At 65.9% G+C, this 19,687-nt stretch carries 16 protein-coding genes; 8 read left to right on the forward strand and 8 right to left on the reverse strand.

Annotated elements, in window-relative coordinates:
• Positions 1-72 precede the first annotated feature (72 nt).
• From kdpC to L2Y97_RS21855, 7 genes are all read right to left on the reverse strand, one after another.
• Positions 73-648 carry a potassium-transporting ATPase subunit KdpC gene (kdpC, locus tag L2Y97_RS21825; protein ID WP_247431015.1) on the reverse strand — a complete coding sequence of 192 codons (576 nt, stop codon included), beginning with the start codon at positions 646-648 and terminating at the stop codon, positions 73-75.
• 12 nt (positions 649-660) lie between these two features.
• Positions 661-2,079, reverse strand: a complete 1,419-nt coding sequence (locus tag L2Y97_RS21830) for an outer membrane beta-barrel protein (protein ID WP_247431018.1) — start codon at positions 2,077-2,079, stop codon at positions 661-663.
• A gap of 56 nt (positions 2,080-2,135) precedes the next feature.
• Entirely contained in the window at positions 2,136-2,324 is a 189-nt protein-coding gene (locus L2Y97_RS21835; RefSeq protein WP_247431021.1) for a hypothetical protein, read from the reverse strand.
• Between the two features lie 13 nt (positions 2,325-2,337).
• Positions 2,338-4,413: a potassium-transporting ATPase subunit KdpB gene (kdpB, locus tag L2Y97_RS21840; protein WP_247431024.1), complete on the reverse strand. Its 2,076-nt coding sequence runs from the start codon at positions 4,411-4,413 to the stop codon at positions 2,338-2,340.
• A 3-nt stretch (positions 4,414-4,416) separates the two neighbouring features.
• Complete coding sequence (gene kdpA, locus L2Y97_RS21845) at positions 4,417-6,138, reverse strand: potassium-transporting ATPase subunit KdpA (protein ID WP_247431027.1); 1,722 nt, start codon at positions 6,136-6,138, stop codon at positions 4,417-4,419.
• Positions 6,135-6,227 (reverse strand): K(+)-transporting ATPase subunit F, encoded by a 93-nt coding sequence (gene kdpF / locus L2Y97_RS21850; protein ID WP_247431030.1) that lies wholly within the window; start codon positions 6,225-6,227, stop codon positions 6,135-6,137. Before kdpF ends, kdpA begins: the two co-directional genes overlap by 4 nt.
• 314 nt (positions 6,228-6,541) lie before the next feature.
• Positions 6,542-8,950: a S9 family peptidase gene (locus L2Y97_RS21855; protein WP_247431032.1), complete on the reverse strand. Its 2,409-nt coding sequence runs from the start codon at positions 8,948-8,950 to the stop codon at positions 6,542-6,544.
• 121 nt (positions 8,951-9,071) lie between these two features.
• Here L2Y97_RS21855 and L2Y97_RS21860 point away from each other — a divergent pair, with 121 nt between their 5' ends.
• From L2Y97_RS21860 to L2Y97_RS21875, 4 genes are all read left to right on the forward strand, one after another.
• Positions 9,072-11,174, forward strand: a complete 2,103-nt coding sequence (locus L2Y97_RS21860) for a prolyl oligopeptidase family serine peptidase (protein ID WP_247431035.1) — start codon at positions 9,072-9,074, stop codon at positions 11,172-11,174.
• 93 nt (positions 11,175-11,267) lie between these two features.
• Positions 11,268-11,672 (forward strand): DUF350 domain-containing protein, encoded by a 405-nt coding sequence (locus L2Y97_RS21865; RefSeq protein WP_247431038.1) that lies wholly within the window; start codon positions 11,268-11,270, stop codon positions 11,670-11,672.
• Positions 11,673-11,682: 10 nt separating this feature from the next.
• Positions 11,683-12,219, forward strand: a complete 537-nt coding sequence (locus L2Y97_RS21870; RefSeq protein ID WP_247431041.1) for a DUF1190 domain-containing protein — start codon at positions 11,683-11,685, stop codon at positions 12,217-12,219.
• Positions 12,219-13,319 carry a glutathionylspermidine synthase family protein gene (locus L2Y97_RS21875; protein WP_247431044.1) on the forward strand — a complete coding sequence of 367 codons (1,101 nt, stop codon included), beginning with the start codon at positions 12,219-12,221 and terminating at the stop codon, positions 13,317-13,319. The genes L2Y97_RS21870 and L2Y97_RS21875 overlap by 1 nt, the downstream gene beginning before the upstream one ends.
• On the opposite strand, the gene L2Y97_RS22600 is transcribed toward L2Y97_RS21875, so the two are convergent.
• Entirely contained in the window at positions 13,308-14,240 is a 933-nt protein-coding gene (locus L2Y97_RS22600; RefSeq protein ID WP_425492803.1) for an NUDIX hydrolase, read from the reverse strand. The two genes, L2Y97_RS21875 and L2Y97_RS22600, sit on opposite strands and share 12 nt — an antisense overlap.
• A gap of 76 nt (positions 14,241-14,316) precedes the next feature.
• Here L2Y97_RS22600 and L2Y97_RS21885 point away from each other — a divergent pair, with 76 nt between their 5' ends.
• From L2Y97_RS21885 to L2Y97_RS21900, 4 genes are read left to right on the forward strand one after another with little or no spacing between them, the layout of a single operon-like run.
• Positions 14,317-17,130, forward strand: a complete 2,814-nt coding sequence (locus L2Y97_RS21885) for a glycoside hydrolase family 38 N-terminal domain-containing protein (RefSeq protein WP_247431046.1) — start codon at positions 14,317-14,319, stop codon at positions 17,128-17,130.
• 36 nt (positions 17,131-17,166) lie between these two features.
• Complete coding sequence (locus tag L2Y97_RS21890) at positions 17,167-17,835, forward strand: alpha/beta hydrolase (protein WP_247431049.1); 669 nt, start codon at positions 17,167-17,169, stop codon at positions 17,833-17,835.
• Entirely contained in the window at positions 17,832-18,944 is a 1,113-nt protein-coding gene (locus L2Y97_RS21895) for a sensor histidine kinase (RefSeq protein WP_247431052.1), read from the forward strand. The genes L2Y97_RS21890 and L2Y97_RS21895 overlap by 4 nt, the downstream gene beginning before the upstream one ends.
• Entirely contained in the window at positions 18,922-19,632 is a 711-nt protein-coding gene (locus L2Y97_RS21900) for a LytR/AlgR family response regulator transcription factor (protein WP_247431054.1), read from the forward strand. The genes L2Y97_RS21895 and L2Y97_RS21900 overlap by 23 nt, the downstream gene beginning before the upstream one ends.
• The last annotated feature ends 55 nt before the right edge of the window (positions 19,633-19,687 follow it).

The following is a 19,687-nucleotide window of genomic DNA, read 5'->3' on the forward strand; positions in this document are numbered from 1 at the left end:
GATGGGGAAACAGGACCTGTGGCCTCTACGCGAACGGCGTCGCCCACAGGGTGGGCTCCTACCGGTCGGTGGTTACCGTGCCGCCGCATCCAGTGCGAGATTCAGCTCCAGCACATTGACCCGCGGCTCGCCCAGGGCGCCAAGCTGGCGCCCCTTCGTATTCGCCGCCACGAGCTCGCGGACCTTGCCCGCATCCATATGCCGTGCAGCAGCCACACGCCCCACCTGGTACTCGGCCGCGGCCGGGCTGATCTCCGGATCCAGGCCACTGCCCGAGGCCGTCACAATATCCACGGGTACCGGCGCCGTATTAGCTGGATCCGCCGCCCTCAGCGCGGCGATACGCTGCTTCACCGCCTCGGTCAGCGCCGGGTTCGACGGGCCCTGGTTGGAGCCGCTAGACGCGCCACCGTTATAGGGATCCGGCGTGGTTGCCGAAGGACGGCCCCAGAAATAACCCGGCGCCGTGAAGGTCTGGCCGATCAGCGACGAACCCACCACCTTGCCGTCGCGTTCCACCAGGCTGCCGCCCGCTTTATTCGCGAACAGCAGGTGCCCAAGTCCGCCGACGACGGCGGGGTACGCGACGCCGGTGACGGCCGTAAGCAGGAGCAGGAGAACAAGCGCGTTGCGCAGCAGGGTGCCCATGGTGAGCCTCCGTCAGTAATGCCAGATGGCGTCGACCAGCGCGGTGAGCTGGTAATCCTTGTTGCCCTTGTCGTACGCCGATGCGTCGTACGAGCGCTCGTAGCGCACCTCGGGGCGGATCTCCAGGTCGGGGCTGACCCAGTGGGTCATGCCGAGCGTGTGCGAGGTGTAACGCGTGGCGAAGCCCGTGCGCTGCCCCTTCTGGTCGTTGTACCACTCGTTGCGGAACGAGAACATGTTGGTTGGGTTGATCTCGACGTTGATGTAGTTCACCACGCCGTATTCGGCCGCCTTGCCCGGCAGCGGCGACGAGGCGACGACACCCGGCTCGCCACCCGGACCGAACCCGGCGATGTTGCGCCCGTACATGTAATAGCCCTCGGTGAGGATGTGCACCTTCTCGCTGAAGCGGTGGCCCCACGTGGTCACGTACATCTGCACGTTGTTGTAGTTGTAATCCGACGAGTTGAAACTGTTCACGCACGGATACAGCATGTCGTTGTTATCCGCCGACACCCAGCGCACGCACGCCTGCAGCGTGGGCCGCGAGCTGTGGTTCCATATCGCCGTATCGTTGCCGCCGTTCACGCCCAGCTGCAGGGTCCACTGCTGGCTGAGCCGCGTGGTGGTCATGATGCCCATCTGGGTATACGGATCCACCGTGTACAGCACCGAGTGGGTCACCAGGTAGTTGTTGGGCGAGAACTGCGCTTCGATATCGGGTAGCGACAGGTAACGGCCGATGCGTACCACCATGCCCTCGGCCACCCACGGGATGTAGATATCCCCGTAGAACAGCATGGGGTCGTAGCCATAGGTTTTGCCGTTCAACGCTTCGCCAGCACGCGGGTTGTTCAGCAGCTGGTTGCTGAGCACGCCCTTCATCGTGGTGTAGTGGTAGTCGTACCCGTACAGGTTATCCAGGTGGAAGCCCCAGTCCAGGTGATCGGTCTGCACAGTGTCGGGAATGCGCTCGATACGTAGCAACGCCTGGTTGAACTCCACGCGGTTGGGGCGGGTGGCGTAGGAGAGCGGGTAGTTCGAATGCGCCGAGCTGCTGATGTTCATCGACGGGTTGATCCAGCCGTACACCTCGATGCGGTTGTCCTTCATCCACTTGCCGAGGGCATTGCATGCCATGGCCTTTTCCAGCGGGTACTGCGAATTCAGGTTCGGCACGCCGATCGGGTAGGCCACGCCACCGAGCTGCCATTCCGCCGAGGGGAACGGCGGTGACGGGAACGACGAGGGCATGGCACGGCGTGCCGGCGCCGGAGCGTTGGGATCGGCCGGCTGGGCATCTTCGCGATACGCGGCGGCAAGACGGGTACCGAACCCCTGGGAACAGTCATCACTGCTGGCGGCGAGCACCCTGGAAACCGGGGCGATCGCAAGCAGGGCGGCAAGACAGGCATAACGAGTGGTGCGCATGGTGAACCGTCCCTCGCGGGACGCCTTGTGTGGGTGTGTGTGATGGTGCGGAAGCATCAGATACCGGCGTAACCGCCGAGGGTGTAGTCATCGGCGATGTCACGCACGGGCGTGACGACGCGTGGCTTGAGCGTGGTGACCGGCGCAGCGGCCTCGGCCCGTGCCGCCTCGGGCGCGACGACACGCACTTCCATGTCGATGTCGCCCGGGTCGTCGATAAGCACTGTGAGTTTTACGGTATGCATGGTGAGACCTCGGTCAGGCCAGCCCACAAAGGACCAGCAACATGTCGATGAGCTTGATGCCGACGAACGGAACCACGATGCCGCCCAGGCCATAGACGAGCAGGTTGCGGCGCAGGAGCGCGGCGGCACCCAGCGCGCGGTACGCGACGCCTTTCAGGGCTAGCGGGATCAGGAAGATGATGATGATCGCGTTGAAGATCACCGCCGACAGGATGGCGCTCTGCGGCGTGGCGAGGCGCATGATGTTCAGCGCATTCAATGCCGGATAGGTGGTGGCGAATGCGGCGGGAATGATCGCGAAATACTTGGCGATATCGTTCGAGATCGAGAACGTGGTCAGCGCACCACGTGTAATCAGCATCTGCTTACCGATCGCCACCACCTCGATCAACTTGGTGGGGTTCGAGTCCAGGTCCACCATGTTGCCGGCTTCCTTTGCCGCCTGCGTGCCGCTGTTCATCGCCACCGCGACATCCGCCTGGGCCAGCGCGGGCGCATCGTTGGTGCCATCGCCGCACATTGCCACCAGGCGGTTCTCGGCCTGCATGTCGCGGATCAGCTTGAGTTTCGCTTCCGGCGTGGCTTCGGCCAGGAAGTCGTCCACGCCAGCCTCGGCGGCGATCGCGGCAGCCGTCAGTGGGTTATCGCCGGTGATCATCACCGTGCGAATGCCCATGCGGCGCATCTCTGCGAAGCGCTCCTTGATGCCGTCCTTGACGATGTCCTTCAGTTCCACGACGCCGAGCGTAAGGGCGCCATCCACCACGATCAGCGGCGTGGCACCACGCCGGGCCACATCCTCGGCCATGCGCCGCACCAGCGGCGGCATGTGGCTGTCCTGGCTATCGAGGTAGCGTTCCACGGCATCCATCGCACCCTTGCGGATGTGCCGGGTACCCACATCCACGCCGCTCATGCGGGTCTGCGCGGTGAACGGCACGAACACGGCCTTCGCTTCCTCGCGACGCGGGCGGCCCGCGATGCTGAACTTCGTCTCGGCGAGCACCACGATGCTGCGGCCTTCCGGGGTTTCATCCGCACGGGAGGCAAGATCGGCGGCTTCGGCCAGCTCACGCTCCTCGATGCCCGGGGCCGGGTGGAATGCCACGGCCTGGCGGTTACCCAGCGTGATCGTGCCCGTCTTGTCCAGCAGCAGCGCGTCCACGTCACCCGCGGCTTCCACGGCGCGGCCCGAAGTGGCGATGACGTTGGCGCGGATCATCCGATCCATGCCGGCGATACCGATGGCCGAAAGCAGCGCGCCAATGGTGGTCGGGATCAGGCACACGAGCAGCGCCACGAGCACGGTGAGCGTGATCGGGTTGCCGGTGCCCGCGGCTTCAACGCTGTAGATCGAGTACGGCAGCAGGGTGGAGCACGCGAGCAGGAAGATCAGGGTGAACTTCGCCAGCAGGATCGTCAGGGCGATTTCGTTGGGTGTCTTCCGGCGCGAGGCGCCTTCCACCATGGCAATCATGCGGTCGAGGAAGCTTTCGCCCGGGTTGCTGGTGATGCGCACCACCAGCCAGTCGGAGAGGACGCGGGTGCCGCCGGTCACGGCGCTGCGGTCGCCGCCAGCCTCGCGAATGACCGGCGCCGATTCGCCCGTGATGGCGCTTTCGTCGACGCTGGCGGCACCCACCACGATCTCGCCATCACCCGGCACGATGTCACCGGCTTCGACCAGTACGTGGTGGCCGGTGCGCAGTTCGCTGGAGGGCGTAAACACGATCTGCGAATCACGGCGCGGCACGATCAGCTTCTTGGCTGCCACGTCGCGGCGCGATCCGCGCAGCGCGTCGGCCTGCGCCTTGCCGCGGCCTTCCGCCAGCGCTTCGGCGAAGTTTGCGAACAACAGCGTGAACCAGAGCCACAGGCAGACCTGGAATATGAAGCCGGCGGGCGCCTCGCCATGGCCGGTCAACGCCTGCACCCACAACAAAGTGGTGAGGACGCTGCACACGAACACGACGAACATCACCGGGTTGCGGAACTGTAGGCGCGGATTGAGCTTGGCGAACGCGTCCTTGAGGGCGCGTGCCACCAGCGCGCGATCGAAACCGCGCGGGGTGTGGGCGTGGGAAGTCATGGATCAGTGGCCCGTAACGGACGTGAGGTGCTCGACGATCGGCCCGAGGGCCAGCGCCGGGAGGAAGGTAAGCGCGCCGACGACGATGACGACGCACGCCAGCAGCGTGACGAACAGCGGCGTATGCGTGGGCAACGTGCCGGCCGAGGGCGGTACGTGGCGCTTGGCCGCCAGCGAGCCGGCCATGGCCAGCATGGCGATGGCGAGCGGGAAGCGGGCCAGGAACATGCAGATGCCGAGCAACACGTTCCAGAAGGGTGTGTTGGCGGAGAGGCCAGCGAACGCGCTGCCGTTGTTGTTTGATGCGGAGGTGACGGCGTAGAGGATTTCGCTGAAGCCATGCGCACCCGGGTTGGCGACGCCGGCCTTGCCCGCCGGCACCATCACGGCGATAGCGGTGCCGATCACGACCAGCGCGCAGGGAATCAGCACGGCCAGGCTGGCCATCTTCATTTCGTGCGCCTCGATCTTCTTGCCCAGGTATTCCGGCGTGCGGCCCACCATGAGCCCGGCGATGAATACCGCGACCACGGCGAAGGCGAGCATGCCGTAAAGACCCGAGCCGACACCGCCGAAGATCACTTCACCCAGTTGCATGAGCCACAACGGCACCAGGCCGCCCAGCGGGGTGAGCGAATCGTGCATGGCGTTGACTGCACCACACGAGGCGGCCGTGGTGATCGCGGCGAAAAGGCCCGACGAGACGATGCCGAAGCGCGTCTCCTTGCCTTCCATGTTGCCGCCGCTTTGCAGCGCCGATGCCTGCGCATCGATGGCGAGGCCATGTAACGCCGGGTTCCCGGCCTGCTCAGCGGCCACCAGGCCCACCGAGAGCGGCACAAAAATCAGCAGCATGGTCGCAAGGATCGCCCAGCCCTGGCGGCGGTCGCCGACCATGCTGCCAAAGGTGTAGCAAAGCGCCGCAGGGATAAGGAAGATCGCCAGCATTTCCACGAAGTTTGCGAACGGCGTGGGGTTCTCGAACGGGTGCGCCGAGTTGGCATTGAAGAAGCCACCACCATTGGTACCGAGCATCTTGATCGCTTCCTGCGATGCGACCGGTCCAAGCGGAAGCTGCTGGGCGCCGTGTTGCAACGTCGTGGCATCGACGTAAGGCGCGAGGGTCTGCACCACGCCCTGCGACACCAGCAACAACGCGATCACGATGGAAAACGGCACCAACACGTACAGCGTCGCACGGGTCATGTCGACCCAGAAGTTGCCGACGGCGCCAGCACCACGGCGAACGAAACCGCGGACCACCGCGATGAGCACGGCGATGCCGGTCGCGGCCGAGAGGAAGTTCTGCACGGCCAGGCCGAGCACCTGGGTGAGGTAGCTCATGGTGGATTCGCCGGCATAGCCCTGCCAGTTAGTATTGCTGGCGAAGCTGATGGCGGTGTTCATCGCCGAATCCGGCGTGATGGCGGCCAGGTGTTGCGGGTTCAGCGGGAGCCACTGCTGGGTCCGCTGGAGCACGTACACCACGGCCAGGCCGACGACATTGAAGACCAGCATGGCCAGCGCGTAACGCTTCCAGCCCATGTCCTCGTCGGCACGGATGCCGGCCACGCGGTACAGCAAGCGCTCGGCGCGCGCACCGAAGCGGGTGACCCGGTTGGGTTCGTCGGCAAACACCAGGGCCATGTAGGCACCCACGGGTTTCACCAGTGCCAGCAGGACGGCAAGGTACAGGCCAATCTGGAAGAAGTCGTTCGCGGTCATTCGAACCACTCCGGCTTCAGCAGGGCCACGCAGAGATAGCCGCACAGGGCGACCGCGATCACGGCCGCGAGAACGTAGATAAGCGACATGGCGGCGTCCTTAGCGGCGACCCAGCCGGTCGCAGATCATCAGGAAGCCGATCGTCACCGCCGTGAGCACGACGATGAGCAGGACGTACAGGAATTCCACGGGAAACGTTCCGTCAGGAGAGGACGGTGCGTATTTTTCGACGTCGTGGATATTTACGGTGTAAGGACGGTAAGGCCCCGCGTAACGTTTGCGTAAATTCCGCTCCCGTAGGAGCCCACCCTGTGGGCGACAGCTTTTCGCGATAGAGCCCAGGGGCCCTGTGGCCTTATCGCGAAAAGCTGTCGCCCACAGGGTGGGCTCCTACCGTGGGGCGTTATTGCTTCAGGTTTTGCTGGAACAGCTCGTCGATCCGGCGGTACTCGTCGTGCCAGGAATCCGGGTGGACGAAACCGTGGCGTTCCATCGGGTACAGCGACATCCAGAAGTTCTTCTTGTGCAGCTCGATGAAGCGCTGGTACAGGCGGATCGAATCGCTGGCCAGCACGTTGTCGTCGATCAGGCCGTGCTCGATCAACAAGGGATCCTGCAGCTTGTCGGCGTACTGGATCGGCGAGCTCGTGGCATAGGCCTCGGGATCGAGCTGCGGGTCGTTGAGGATGGCCGCCGTGTACTCGTGGTTGTACGACGTCCAGTCGGTCACCGGGCGCAACGCGGCACCCGCGGCGAACTCACCCGGCGCACGCAGCAGGGCCATCAGGGTCATGAAGCCACCGTAGCTGCCGCCGTAAATCCCGACGCGCTTCGGATCCACGCCCTGGTTCTTCACCAGCCAGGCCTTGCCATCGAGCAGGTCTTCCAGCTCCGGGTGGCCCATGTTGCGGTAGATCGCCGTGCGCCAGTCGCGGCCATAGCCCTTGGAGGCGCGGTAGTCCATATCAAGCACCACGTAACCGCGCTGCACCAGCAGGTTATGGAACATCTGCTCGCGGAAGTACGACGGGTACGACAGGTGCACGTTCTGCAGGTAGCCCGCACCGTGCACGAAGATCACCGCGGGCCGCGACGCGGCCTGTGCGGCATCGGCCGGGCCATAGAACTTGGCCCAGATGGTGCCCGCACCGTGCGAGGAGGGCACCTGCACGATCTTCGGCGCGATCCATGCGTGCTCGGCGAAGCCCGGCTTCACGGTGTGGGTGAGCTCGTGCGGCGTGCCGCCATCGGTCGATACCGTCGCCAGCTGTGAAGGGACGTACGGCGACGAATGCAGCACGGCCAGCTGGCGGCCATCCGGCGAAAGCGAGAAATCATCCATGCCTTCGTACGTGGTGACGCGGGCCAGCGCACCACCGGCGGAGGGCACCTTGTAGATGTCATAGCTGTATGGCGCGACCTGGTTGGTACGCACATAGAAGGTCTTGCCATCGCCGCTGAGCACCGGGTGGTCCACCTCGAAACGACCCGAGGTAAGCGCCGTAGGCTTGCCACCCAGCGAGCGCGTGTACAGGTGCGAATAGCCGGTCTCTTCGCTCAGGTACCACAGCGTGCGGCCATCACGCAGGAAACCGAAATCGTTGTTGTCCCAGTTGATCCACGCCTTGTCGCTGAGGCGGTGCTGGGTGCTGAGCGCATGGCGACCGAAATCCACCGTGGCGATCCAGCGGTCCTTGCTGTCGACCGAGGTGAGCTGCACGGCGACGTTCTGGCCATCATCACTCCACACGATGCCCGGGCTGTATTCCGAGTTCACGATCACCGGGCGGGTCTTCGGTGCCGCCAGCGCGTCGGCACGGTCGGTTTTTCCGTCCTTGCGCAAGGCCGCCACGGTCTTCGCACGGATCTCGGCCAGCGGGTCGTCGTGGATGCCGGGGAGGGTGGCCGTATCAAGGTCGTAAACGGCATGGGCACGCAGGTCGAGCAGCTTCAACGCCTGTGGCGTGGGGTCGCTGCGGCCGACGTACGTGCGCGTCGCCTCGGCTTCGGCATAGCCCGAATCGGTGACGTAATGGGTGAGGTCGGCAATCTTGCCCGCGTCGGCGTCCTTCGCCTTGGTCACCACCAGCATGTAGCGGCCATCGGGCGAGAGCGAGGTATCCACGATGGACACGTCCTTGCCCACGTAGAACGTTGCGGGCGCGTGGGCCGGGTCCGCGGCGGCCAGCGCATCGGCGTCGGCCTTCATCGCTTTCTCGTCCGCCTTCAGGCCGCGCAGGGTCGAGAACAGCGCCTGCTGCTGGTCCTGGAGCTCGCTGCTCTTGTCCTTCTTCGGGTCGTCCTTCGCCTCCACCACGGCGGCCTGCCACGCAGGGCCACCGGCGGTGCTGTAGGCAAACCAGTCGTCGCCCGAGCGCCACGTAAGCAGGCGGCCATCGGCCGAGAGGTGCGGCGAGGTTTCCGCCTTGGCAGACCGGGTGACCTGCACGGTGCTGCCCGTGCCCAGGTCGCGCAGGAAGATATCGCCGTGGCGAACAAACGCGGCATGGCGGTGGGCGTGGTCGAATACCAGCTTCGTGCCATCGGCATTGGCCACGGCGGCTGGGTCGAGCTTGACCGGCGCGCCACCCGCTGCCGGCACCCGATACAGATCGCGTACCGGGCTGCCGTCGCGCTTGAGCGAGTAATAGACCTGGCTGCCATCCACGCTCCAGTACGGCTCCTCCACCGCCTGCCCGATCCAGTCGGGGTCGGCCATGATGGTTTCCATATCCAACGGCGGCGGCGCGGCGGAGGCCAGCGCAGGCGCGGCGGCCAGGGCGGTGAGGAGGACGGTGGCGAGCGGGCGCATGAGTGTTTCCGGCAGCAACAAATTCTTCGAGGATAACCGGTGCCGCTACCCAACTGGCGGCAGGGGTGCCGGGCGTCATGGGTTTGCTACGCTCGGGCGATCCCGCCCACGAGGTTGCCCCATGCGTCCCATCGTTCCCCGCCTGCTTGCCCTGAGCCTTTTTGCGGCCTGCTCCGCCCATGCCGCCACGGCCACCCCGCCGCCTACCCCGAAGCACGAGGTGAAGGACAGCATCGGCGGCCAGCCGGTGACCGATGCCTACCGCTGGCTGGAGAATCCGGATGGCGAGGGCGTGGCCCAGTGGATCGAGGCGCAGAATGCCTTCACCGAAGCCACCATCGGCAAGATGCCGATGGGCAAGGACCTCACCAAGCGCATCACCGAACTGGCCACCACCTCCACCACGCGCTCGTCCCCCGAGCTGGCCGGCGGCACGCTGTTCTACTTCGAGAACACCCCGCCGCAGCCGCAGCCCGTGCTGGTGGCCAAGGCCTGGCCGGATGGCCCGGTGCGCACCCTGGTCGATCTGAACAAGGGCGATGGCAATACCGCGATCACCGAATACTGGCCCTCGCCCAGCGGCCGCTACCTCGCGTACGGCACGGCCGAGGGTGGTAGCGAGCTCACCACCATCCACATCCTGGATACGCAGACCGGCAAGGCGTTGTCCGATTCGCTGCCCTGGGCGGGCGGTGGCACCACGCCGCAGGCGCTGTCGTGGGATGCGGACGAGAAGGGCGTGACCTACGCGCGCTTCGATACGCCGACCAAGGACAAGCCGCTACGCGAGTTCGATGCGTACCTCGCCCACCACGTGATCGGCACGGCGCAGGAGAAGGACACCGTGGTGTTCGGCAAGGGCTATTCGCCGGTGGCCGAATACATCCTGATGGACGGCGAAGGTGGCAAGGCCACGGCGCTGCTCGCCAACGAAGGCGATGGCGGCCCGGCCGAGGTATACATCCGCCAGGGCAACGGCCCGTTCAAGAAGGCGCTGGGCCGTGAGGCCGACGTGCGCTCGGCGCATTGGGTGGGCGATCGCCTGTACGTGGTCACGTTCGCCGGTGCGCCGCGCGGCAAGGTCGTCGCCCTGGATGCCAGCGGCAAGCAGACCGATGTGCTGCCGCAGGGCGAGGGCGCCATCCAGCGCGTGACGCCGATTGGTAGCGGCTTCCTCGTGGTGCGCAGCGCCGGCCCCGATTGGTGGGCCGACCAGTACGACGCCAAGGCCACCTTCGTGCGCCGCCTGCCGCTGCCTGCCACCGGCATCACCATTGGCGGTGTGGCCGCCGAGAAGGGCCAGGACAAGGCCCTGATCACCTACGGTGGCTGGACAACGCCCACGCACTGGGCCGAGTACGACGGTGCCAGCGGTGCGCTGAAAACCGTGTTCGAGGTAAAAGCCGCCGCCGATTACTCGAAGGTGAAGGTCACCCGCATCGACGGGACATCGAAGGACGGCACGAAGATCCCGGTGACCGTCATCTCGATGGATGGCGTGACGCCGAACGGCAAGCGCCCGACCATCCTGTACAGCTACGGCGGCTTCGGTATTCCGGTCACACCTTCCTTCATCGGCCCGAACCTGGCCTGGCTGGAACGCGGTGGCGTGCTCGCCTACGCGAACATCCGCGGCGGCAACGAGTTTGGCGAGCAGTGGCACGAGCAGGGCCAGAAGACCCACAAGCAGAACGTGTTCGATGACTTCTACGCGGCCTCGCAGGCGCTGGTCGATACGAAGTGGACCGACACGAAGCACCTGGGCATTCTGGGCGGCAGCAACGGTGGCCTGCTGATGGGCGCGCTGGTTACCCAGCACCCGGACCAGTTCCGTGCGGTGGTGGCGATGGTCGGCATCTACGATGTGCCGCGCCACGAAACCGCGTTTGCCAACGGCCCGTACAACGTCAGCGAATACGGCTCGGTGAAGGACCCGGCGATCGCCAGGGCGATGCGCGCCTATTCGCCGCTGTACAACGTGAAGAAGGGTACGAACTACCCGTCGGTGCTGCTCACCACCGGCGCCAACGACCCGCGCGTGGCCCCCTGGCAGTCGCGCAAGTTCGCCGCGAGCCTGCAGGATGCCTCCACCTCGGGTAACCCGGTGCTGCTGCTCACCCGCATGAACGCCGGGCACGGCATCGGCGCGCCCTTCAGCCAGCGCGTCGGCAATGCTGCACTGTCGATGACGTTCTTCGCGAACGAGCTGGGCCTGGGCGAGTAAGCGGATCGTCCGCTTTTCTCACCCACGTAACGGCCGCTCCGCCTTATAGTGGCGGGGCGGCCATGGGGAGCCGCGTCATACAAGGAAGCGTTCGTGATCTGGTCGGACCTGTTCACCCTGCCCGCGTTCGTGGCCTACCTGGGCCTGGGCATTCTCTACTTCGTCGCGTTCCTCGTGACCTACATCTGGATTACCCCGCAGCGCGAGATGGCACTGATCAGTGCCGGCAACCTCGCCGCCGCCATCAGCCTGGCCGGCGCCGCTATCGGCTTTGTACTGCCGCTCGCCAGCGCCATCGCGCATAGCGTGAGCCTGACCGACCTGGCCCTGTGGGGGCTGGTGGCCTGGGCGGTGCAGCTGGTCACGCACGGCGTGCTGCGCCTGATCGTGCGCGACCTGCGTGGAAAGATCGAAGCCAACATGTGCTCGGTCGCGCTGTTCGTCGCCGTGGTCGCCACCTGCGTGGGTGCGATCAATGCTGCCGCCATGACCTACTGAGGCGGCCGCCATGGCGAACAAGGACAAGAAGTCCCTTAGCGGTAAGGCCTCACCCGCTGGCAAGCCGGATGCGAAGTTCAACCTCCCACCGGATTACCGCCACCCGTCGTTCTACCCCTCGGGCAAGGCCGAGCCGTTGTTCAACTTCGGCGAGCGCGGCAAGCGCATGCGCTCGGCGGCGGTAGTCGTAGGTGTGCTCGGCCTGTTCGGCTACGCGGCGTGGCCGCGCACCGATGTACAGCGCAACAGCTATACGAGCAAAGAGGATTGCGAGCACGATTACGCCACCGGGAAATGTACGTTCGAGCCGTCAACCGGTAACAGTGATGGTTATTCAACCGGGGGCGGCTACCACTATTACGGCCCGTGGTATCGCAGCGACTGGCGCACAAACCCGGTAGCGGGCGATCCTGGCCCCGGCCGGTCGTACGCGAGCGGTGCACGCGGCGGCGCCAGCGGTTTCACCGGCCACGGCCCCACCGGCTTCGATTTCGGTTCCCGCGGTGGCTTTGGCTCGAGCGGCCGCGTTGGCTCACGGGGCGGATGATGCGGCGGGAACGAATCGCGCCTCGCGCTGACTGGCAGCACGAGGTGGAGAGCATCGGCTTCGGCTTCCACACCATCGATGGCCAGCCTTACTGGCGCGAAGATGCCTGCTACGTGTTCGACGCCGATGCGATCGATGAGGTCGAGGCGGCGACGGGCGAGCTGCATGCGATGTGCCTGGAGGCGGTGGACCGCATCGTTCGCGATGGCCGCTACGATACCCTTGGCATCAACGACGATGCCGCCCGGCTCGCTGAACGCAGCTGGTTTGATCGCGAACCGTCGCTTTATGGGCGCATGGATCTGTCGTGGGATGGTGTGTCACCACCCAAGTTGCTCGAATACAACGCCGATACGCCAACCTCGCTGTTCGAAGCCTCGGTGGTGCAGTGGTACTGGCTGGAGGCGTGCTACCCGGATGCCGACCAGTTCAACTCGATCCACGAGAAGCTGATCGCCCGCTGGCCCATCGTCGGCGGCGGGAGCCGGGTGCACTTCGCCGCCTGCTACGACAACCCCGAGGACGGCACCACCACCGATTACCTGCTCGATACCTGCCTGCAGGCCGGCCACGAGGTGCAGGCACTGGACATCGAAGAGATCGGCTGGAATGGCCGTGCCTTCATCGACCTGGCTGATCGCCCGATTGACCGGCTGTTCAAGCTGTACCCGTGGGAATGGATGCTCGCCGAGGCATTCTCGAAACACATCGCCCCTTCGCGCACGCGCTTCATCGAACCTGCATGGAAGATGCTGCTGTCGAACAAGGCCATCCTGCCGCTGCTATGGGAGTGGTTTCCAAACCACCCCAATCTGCTGCCCGCCAGCCTGCGTCGTGACGGCATTGCGGGTGCCGCGGTAGCCAAGCCATTCTGGGGGCGCGAAGGCGAGGGTATCGCCATCCTCGATCCCAGCCAGGGCGCTGTCGTGGCACCGCACACGATGTACCAGGCGCTGGCACCCCTTCCCGTGTTCGATGGGCGCCACGCGCTGGTCGGCTCGTGGATCGTTGGCGATGAACCTGCTGGCATCGGCATCCGTGAAGACAACGATCGCATCACAAGGAATACGAGCTGCTTCGTGCCGCATCTATTTCGGTAGTGGCTGGGCGGCGAGCAAGCGGCGGCGCCTGATCCTTCGCACGGCAACCAGGCTACCTACGGCGAGAAGCCAGGCGGCACCGATCCAGGTCTTCACGAACGCGAAGAGAGCGACGGCGGCAAGGGCGGGATTCAACATCCCGCCAAGGAAGGAACCGATGGTGTAGCCGCCGATGAAGTCGCCGACTTGCCAGACCGCGAACGTGCACGGATGAATCGCATCCTCACCGGTGTTGCACCCCAGTGATCTCGCCGCCGTGATCACGATGACGTTGCCCACGATGGGCACCGCTATCAGGATGAACGGAAGGAGCACCGGCCATAACACGCATCTGAGGGCAAAGGTGATGTTGCGCATACCAGGTTCGTCGAGGCGCGCCTTCCTCCGCTTCACCGCGCGATCCTTCAACCAACGCATCGCCACCGGAAAAATGCGGTGCCTGGATAGCGGCGCCAGCGGCAGGTCAGCACAATCGTCGGGATCGACCCAGCGAATTTCTTCAATCTCCGCGCTCGCGACAGGGAGGCCATCGACGGCGACCGCGTAGGTTTCCGCATGGACCTGCTTTCCCGGCTCGTGAACGGCATGGTCACGAAACGCGCCCAGGTGTTCCGCCGTCGCGACCTCCATCCGCACGCCCAGTTCTTCGTACAGCTCGCGCTCGAGCGTCTGCAGTGCCGTTTCACCCCGCTCCCGCTTGCCGCCAGGCTGGATAAAGATAAGCGAACCTCGTTTACGAACGACGAGGATCCGTCCTTCGTCATCCGCGATCACCGCCGCCACGATGTAGATCACTGTCGAGCCACTGTCCAATGCGTATCCCTCGCTTTCATGTCGCCAAGCATACGAATCTGGCCGGCGGCGCGATACCGGCGACGGGCCGAGCGTTTGGCAGGGGAGGATCGCATCCTGCGCCTCCATGACTTGCTGCATTAGATCGTGACAAATGCGGGCGTTATGCCTATAACCGACGATTCCCCACCCCACGGGACCACGCATGCATCGTCGCGATTTACTCAAGGGATTCGCCCTGGCCGGCACGGCCGGGCTCTGGCTGCCACGCTGGGCGGTGGCCGCGGAGATGGCCACCACACCGGCGCCCATCCGGGCGATTCGCGGCATCGTCGCGGGGGATGGGCCGGCACGGCAACCGATCCGGATTACGCCGCCTGCATCGGCGGCGCCGCGACAGGTCGTCACGCGCATCGATGGTGTGGAGGTCGATCGGCGGACCCTGGCAGCGGGGGAGGCCTACTTCGATGTACTCGTCCCTGCGGTAGATGCTGCGAAGGCGGTGCGCGTAGAGGCCGATGTGGCCGGTTCGAACCTTGCCGGCGCGGTCACGCTACAGCCCGTGCGGAAGATGACCGTCTATGTGCTCCCGCATTCCCACCATGACCTGGGCTACACCGAGCACCAGGCTGATGTGGAAGACCACCAGGTGGAAAACATCCGCAAGGGCATCGCGCTGGCTGATGCCACGGCGGGTTACGTCGACGGTGCACGCTTCGTATGGAATCTGGAGGTCCTGTGGGGCGCGGATTTGTTCCTCAAGCGTGGTACGGCCGCGGACCGCGATGCCTTCATCGAGGCCGTGCGCGCCGGCAAGCTCGCGATCAATGGCTCGTACGCCAATGAACTCACCGGCATCTGCCGGCCGGAAGAGCTGCTGCGCCTGTTCCGCTTCGGCACGCAGCTGGCGAAGCTCACCGGCACGCCGGTCAACTCGGCGATGTTCAGTGATGTACCGGGCTATACCTGGGGTACGGTGGAGGCCATGGCGCAGGCGGGTATCCGCTATTTTTCCGCCGCACCGAATTACTTCGACCGCATCGGCCGCTTCATGGCCACATGGCAGGACAAACCATTCTGGTGGGTGTCGCGTAGCGGAAAGTCCCGCGTGCTGTTCTGGGTTCCGTGGACGGGCTACGCCATGTCGCACGTCATGGCAGCGGACGAGGACTGGGTAGGCGCCTACCAGGCGCGCCTCGATGAGGTGGCGTTTCGATACGACATCTCCCACGTGCGCTGGGCCGGCCACGGCGACAACGCACCGCCGGATCCTGGCATCAGCGATTTCACGCGTGACTGGAACACCCGGTATGCGTGGCCGAAGTTCCATATCAGCGGCGCCAGCGAAGCCTTCACCGCATTCGAGCGCAAGTTTGGCGACGCGATTCCGCAGCTGCGCGGCGACCTCACGCCGTACTGGGAAGATGGCGCCGCCTCCTCAGCGCGAGAAACCGCACTCAACCGGAATACCGCCGACAAGCTGGTGCAGGCCGCGGCCGTAGCGACCCTGCGCCGCCAGCCGTTTGATGCCGACGAGGCATGGCGCGATGTACTGCTTTACTCCGAACACACCTGGGGTGCCGCGCGCAGCGTGACGCATCCCGAAGAGGCGATGACTACCGACCAGTGGCGGGTGAAGCGCGCCTTCGCCGATGATGCCGCGGCACGCGCCGATGCCTTGCTGGCCACGCACGCAGGCAAGGAACACACCGTCACGAACACCTCGGGATGGGTACGCAGCGGCCTGGTCCACCTTCCCTCGCAGGGGGGCGATCGTGTGTCGCTCGCGGGTCGTGAACTGGCCACGCAGCGCTTGCGAGACGGAACGCTCGCCGTTTGGGTCCCCGACCTTCCCCCGCTCGCCACGGTCCTGCTCGTACGCCACGAAGGCACCGCCGCGGCGCCGGCGCAGGCCGCATCATTTGACGGCACCACCTTCAGCAACGGCCTCGTTCGCGCGCGCATCGATCCCGACACAGGCAACCTTGCCAGCCTCCAGCGCATTGGCCTGGACCATGAGTTCATCGATGCCAGCCGCTGGTCGGCCAACCAGTTCGTGTACATGGCGGGCGATGCCGTCGATCAGCTGCAGACCAGCGTGCGCCCGACCATCACGGTCGAGGAGGCAGGCCCGCTCGTCGTCACCGTGCTCATCAGCTCGGAAGCGCCATCGTGCCGCAAGCTCGAACGCCGGCTCCGCCTGGTTGCCGGTGCCGACTGGCTCGAGATCGAGAACACCGTGGATAAGGAACGCGCCCCTTACGAGGACGTGCCGGACCCGAACCATCGCGGCAAGACCATGCGCGCGGTAGCGAAGGAGAGCCTTCAGTTCGCGTTCCCGCTTGCGGTGCCCGGCGGCCGCATGCATGTGGATGTGCCGTTGAGCCAGATGGAGCCGGAAGCCGATCAACTTCCCGGTGCGTGCCGCAACTGGATGCCCGTGGGCCGCTACGTGGACGTGGCCAATGACACGCTCGGCGTCACCTGGATGACGCTGGATGCCCCCTTGATCGAAGTGGGCGGCGTCACCGCCACCAAGCTCAATTCGCAGACGGATCCCAAGGTGTGGATGGATCACCTGGCGCCAGGCCAGACGGTGATGTCGTGGGTGATGAACAACCACTGGGGCACGAACTACCGTGCGTGGCAGGAAGGCCCGGTCGCGTTCCGCTACGCCCTGCGCCCGCATGCGGTGCGTGACGATGGCCACGCGTCGCGCCTGGCCACCGGAATGACCCAGCCCCTGTTGGTGGACATCGCGGCGCCCGCGGCCTCCGTGCTGCGTATCGAGCCTGAGGATGTCCAGTTGCAGTCCATAACGCCCAGCGCCGACGGCAAGGCCGTCATCGTCCGGCTGTTCGGCGCATCGGGCAGCACGCGCCAGGCGCGGCTCCACTGGCACGACCTCATGGGGCCGGCCGCGCTGTCCAACCTCGCCGAAGATCGCCTCTCGCCGATACAGGATGATGTGGAAGTGGGGGGCTGGGAGCTCGTGAGCATCCGCGTGGAGCGGGGCTGATACGATCACGCGATTCTTCAAGCCGGACCCGTTGCCATGCCCCTGCCCACCGTCGAACACGAAACCCGCCCGTCACCCGAATGGTCGGTGATCTGGCTGCATGGCCTGGGTGCGGATGGCAACGACTTCGCGCCGATCGTGCCGGAGCTGGTCGATCCGGCCTGGCCGGCCATCCGCTTCGTATTCCCGCATGCGCCGGTGCGGCCGGTCACGATCAACAACAACGTGCCCATGCGCGCGTGGTACGACATCAAGGGCCTCGCGCTCGCCGACAAGCAGGATGCCGAGGGTATCCGCCTGTCGATCGATGAGGTTGAAGCGCTGATCGCCCGGGAGCATGAGCGCGGCGTGCCCGCGTCGCGGATCGTGCTGGCCGGCTTCTCCCAGGGCGGTGCCATGACGCTCGCTGCGGGCTTGCTCCACAAGGAAGCACTGGCCGGCTTGCTGGTCCTTTCCGCTTACCTGCCCCTGCACGACACCATCGAGGCCGAGCGCAGCGGCGCCAACCATGCCACCCCGATGTTCTGGGGCCATGGCGTGGCCGACCCGGTGGTGCCGCTGGCGCTTGGCGAACAATCGCGCCAGCTGCTCGAAAGCCTGGGCCACCGCATTGACTGGCACACGTACCCCATGGGCCACCAGGTGAGCCTGCCGGAGATCAACGATATCCGTACCTGGCTCGGCGGGATTTTCGCCGGGGCGTGATCGCCCGCGCGGCGGGCACCTTGCCCATCCGGCATACTCGCGCCATGCCCGCCGCGCCTTCCGACCAACCCGCCACGCCACCGGCGTCCGCGCCGCTGCCTGATTTCTGCAGCCTGCCGACGCTGTTCGCGTTGCTGGTGGTGGGCACGATTACCGCGTGCCTGATGTGGCTCGCCCCGGGCGGGGAACTACGCCTGCGCTCGCTGTCGGTGGGCGTGCTCTATACAGCGTGGCTTTCCGTGCTGCTGACCGTCGTGCTGTGCAAGGCGCGGCCGGTGATGCAGCGGCTGCCGGGCATGCTCCCGTACGCGGGCATCTGGCTCACGCTCATGGGGATGGTGGGCGTGACCAGCGTGGCCCTGGGCTGGATCGACCATAACCTGGGATCGAACCTCACGCCCGTGTCTACCGCGCGCTTCGTCCGCGATACGTTGCTCGCCACCGGCCTGCTCGGTGCCGCGCTGCTGCGCTACTTCTACGTGGTGGCGCAATGGCAGGCGCGTGTGGAAGCCGTCGCGCAGGCGCAGGTCGCCGCGTTGCAGGCGCGTATCCGCCCGCACTTCCTCTTCAACAGCATGAATGCCGTGGCGGCGCTTATCCGCGTGGACCCGGATGCCGCCGAACGCACGGTGGAGAACCTCGCCGAATTGTTCCGCGCCGCACTGGGCAGCGAAGGCACTACGCCCGGCACACTGGGCGAGGAATGGCGGCTGGTCGACCAGTACCTGGAGATCGAGAGCCTGCGCCTCGGCGGACGCCTGCGCGTTGAGCGCGATATCGATACACCTGAAACACTGCCCATGCCGCGGCTGCTGCTGCAACCGCTGGTGGAGAATGCGATCCGCCACGGCATCCAGCCATCGCGCCAGGGTGGCGTACTGCGGCTGGGTGGGCGCCGGCTTGAAGGCGGCGTGGTGGTCACTGTGGATAACCCGCTTTCCGATGCACCCACCACGCCAGGCACCGGCCACGGCCTGCGCAGCGTGCGTGAGCGCGTGCGCCTGTTGTTCGGCGAGCGCGCCGTGGTCAAGGCCGAGGCGCATGATGGGCGCTTCGTGGTCACCCTGTTCCTGCCGGAGGTAGCGAGTGCGCGTCCTGGTCGCCGATGACGAACCGCTGGCACGGGCGCGGCTGGCCAGCCTGCTCGCCCGGCGCGGCGATGTGGAGCTGGTGGGCAGCGTGGCGGACGGCGATGCAGCACTGGCCGCGTGCGCCAGCGAGCGGCCCGACGTGCTGTTGCTTGACGTCGAAATGCCGGGGCTGACCGGTACGGCCGTTGCGGCGAAACTGGCCACCCTGCCGAGCCGGCCCCTGGTCGTGTTCTGCACCGCCTACGAACAGCATGCCGTCAGCGCGTTTGATCTTGGCGCCACCGACTACCTGCTGAAACCCGTGCGCGCCGAGCGCCTGGATGAAGCGCTCGACCGGGCGGCGGCCCGGCTTGCCCCTGCGCAGCCGCAGCGCGGCGGCTGGTTGCGCGCGCGCAGCGGTGGCGACGAGGTACGTATTGCGCTAACCGACGTGTTGTTGCTCACGGCCGGCGAGAAGTACGTGACCGTCGAGCACGTGGGTGGCTCGCGCCTGATCGATGATTCGCTGCGCCAGCTCGAGGTGGCACTGGGCGAGCGGGTGATTCGCCTGCACCGCAATTGCCTGGTGCCGCGCGACCGCCTGGTGGGCCTGCGCACGCTGGCCGATGGCCGCGTACTGGCTCGTCTTTCGGGTACGGAGAGCGCGCCGGAAGTAAGCCGGCGCAACCTGCCCGCCATTCGCCAGTGGCTGCGCACGGAGTCCTGACCGGACATCGCGGCGTACGGCCGCGCTGCGCTCGGGTGCCGTTTTACGGGACAAT

The sequence above is a fragment of the Luteibacter aegosomatissinici genome (assembly GCF_023078495.1).
Lineage (GTDB): Bacteria > Pseudomonadota > Gammaproteobacteria > Xanthomonadales > Rhodanobacteraceae > Luteibacter > Luteibacter aegosomatissinici.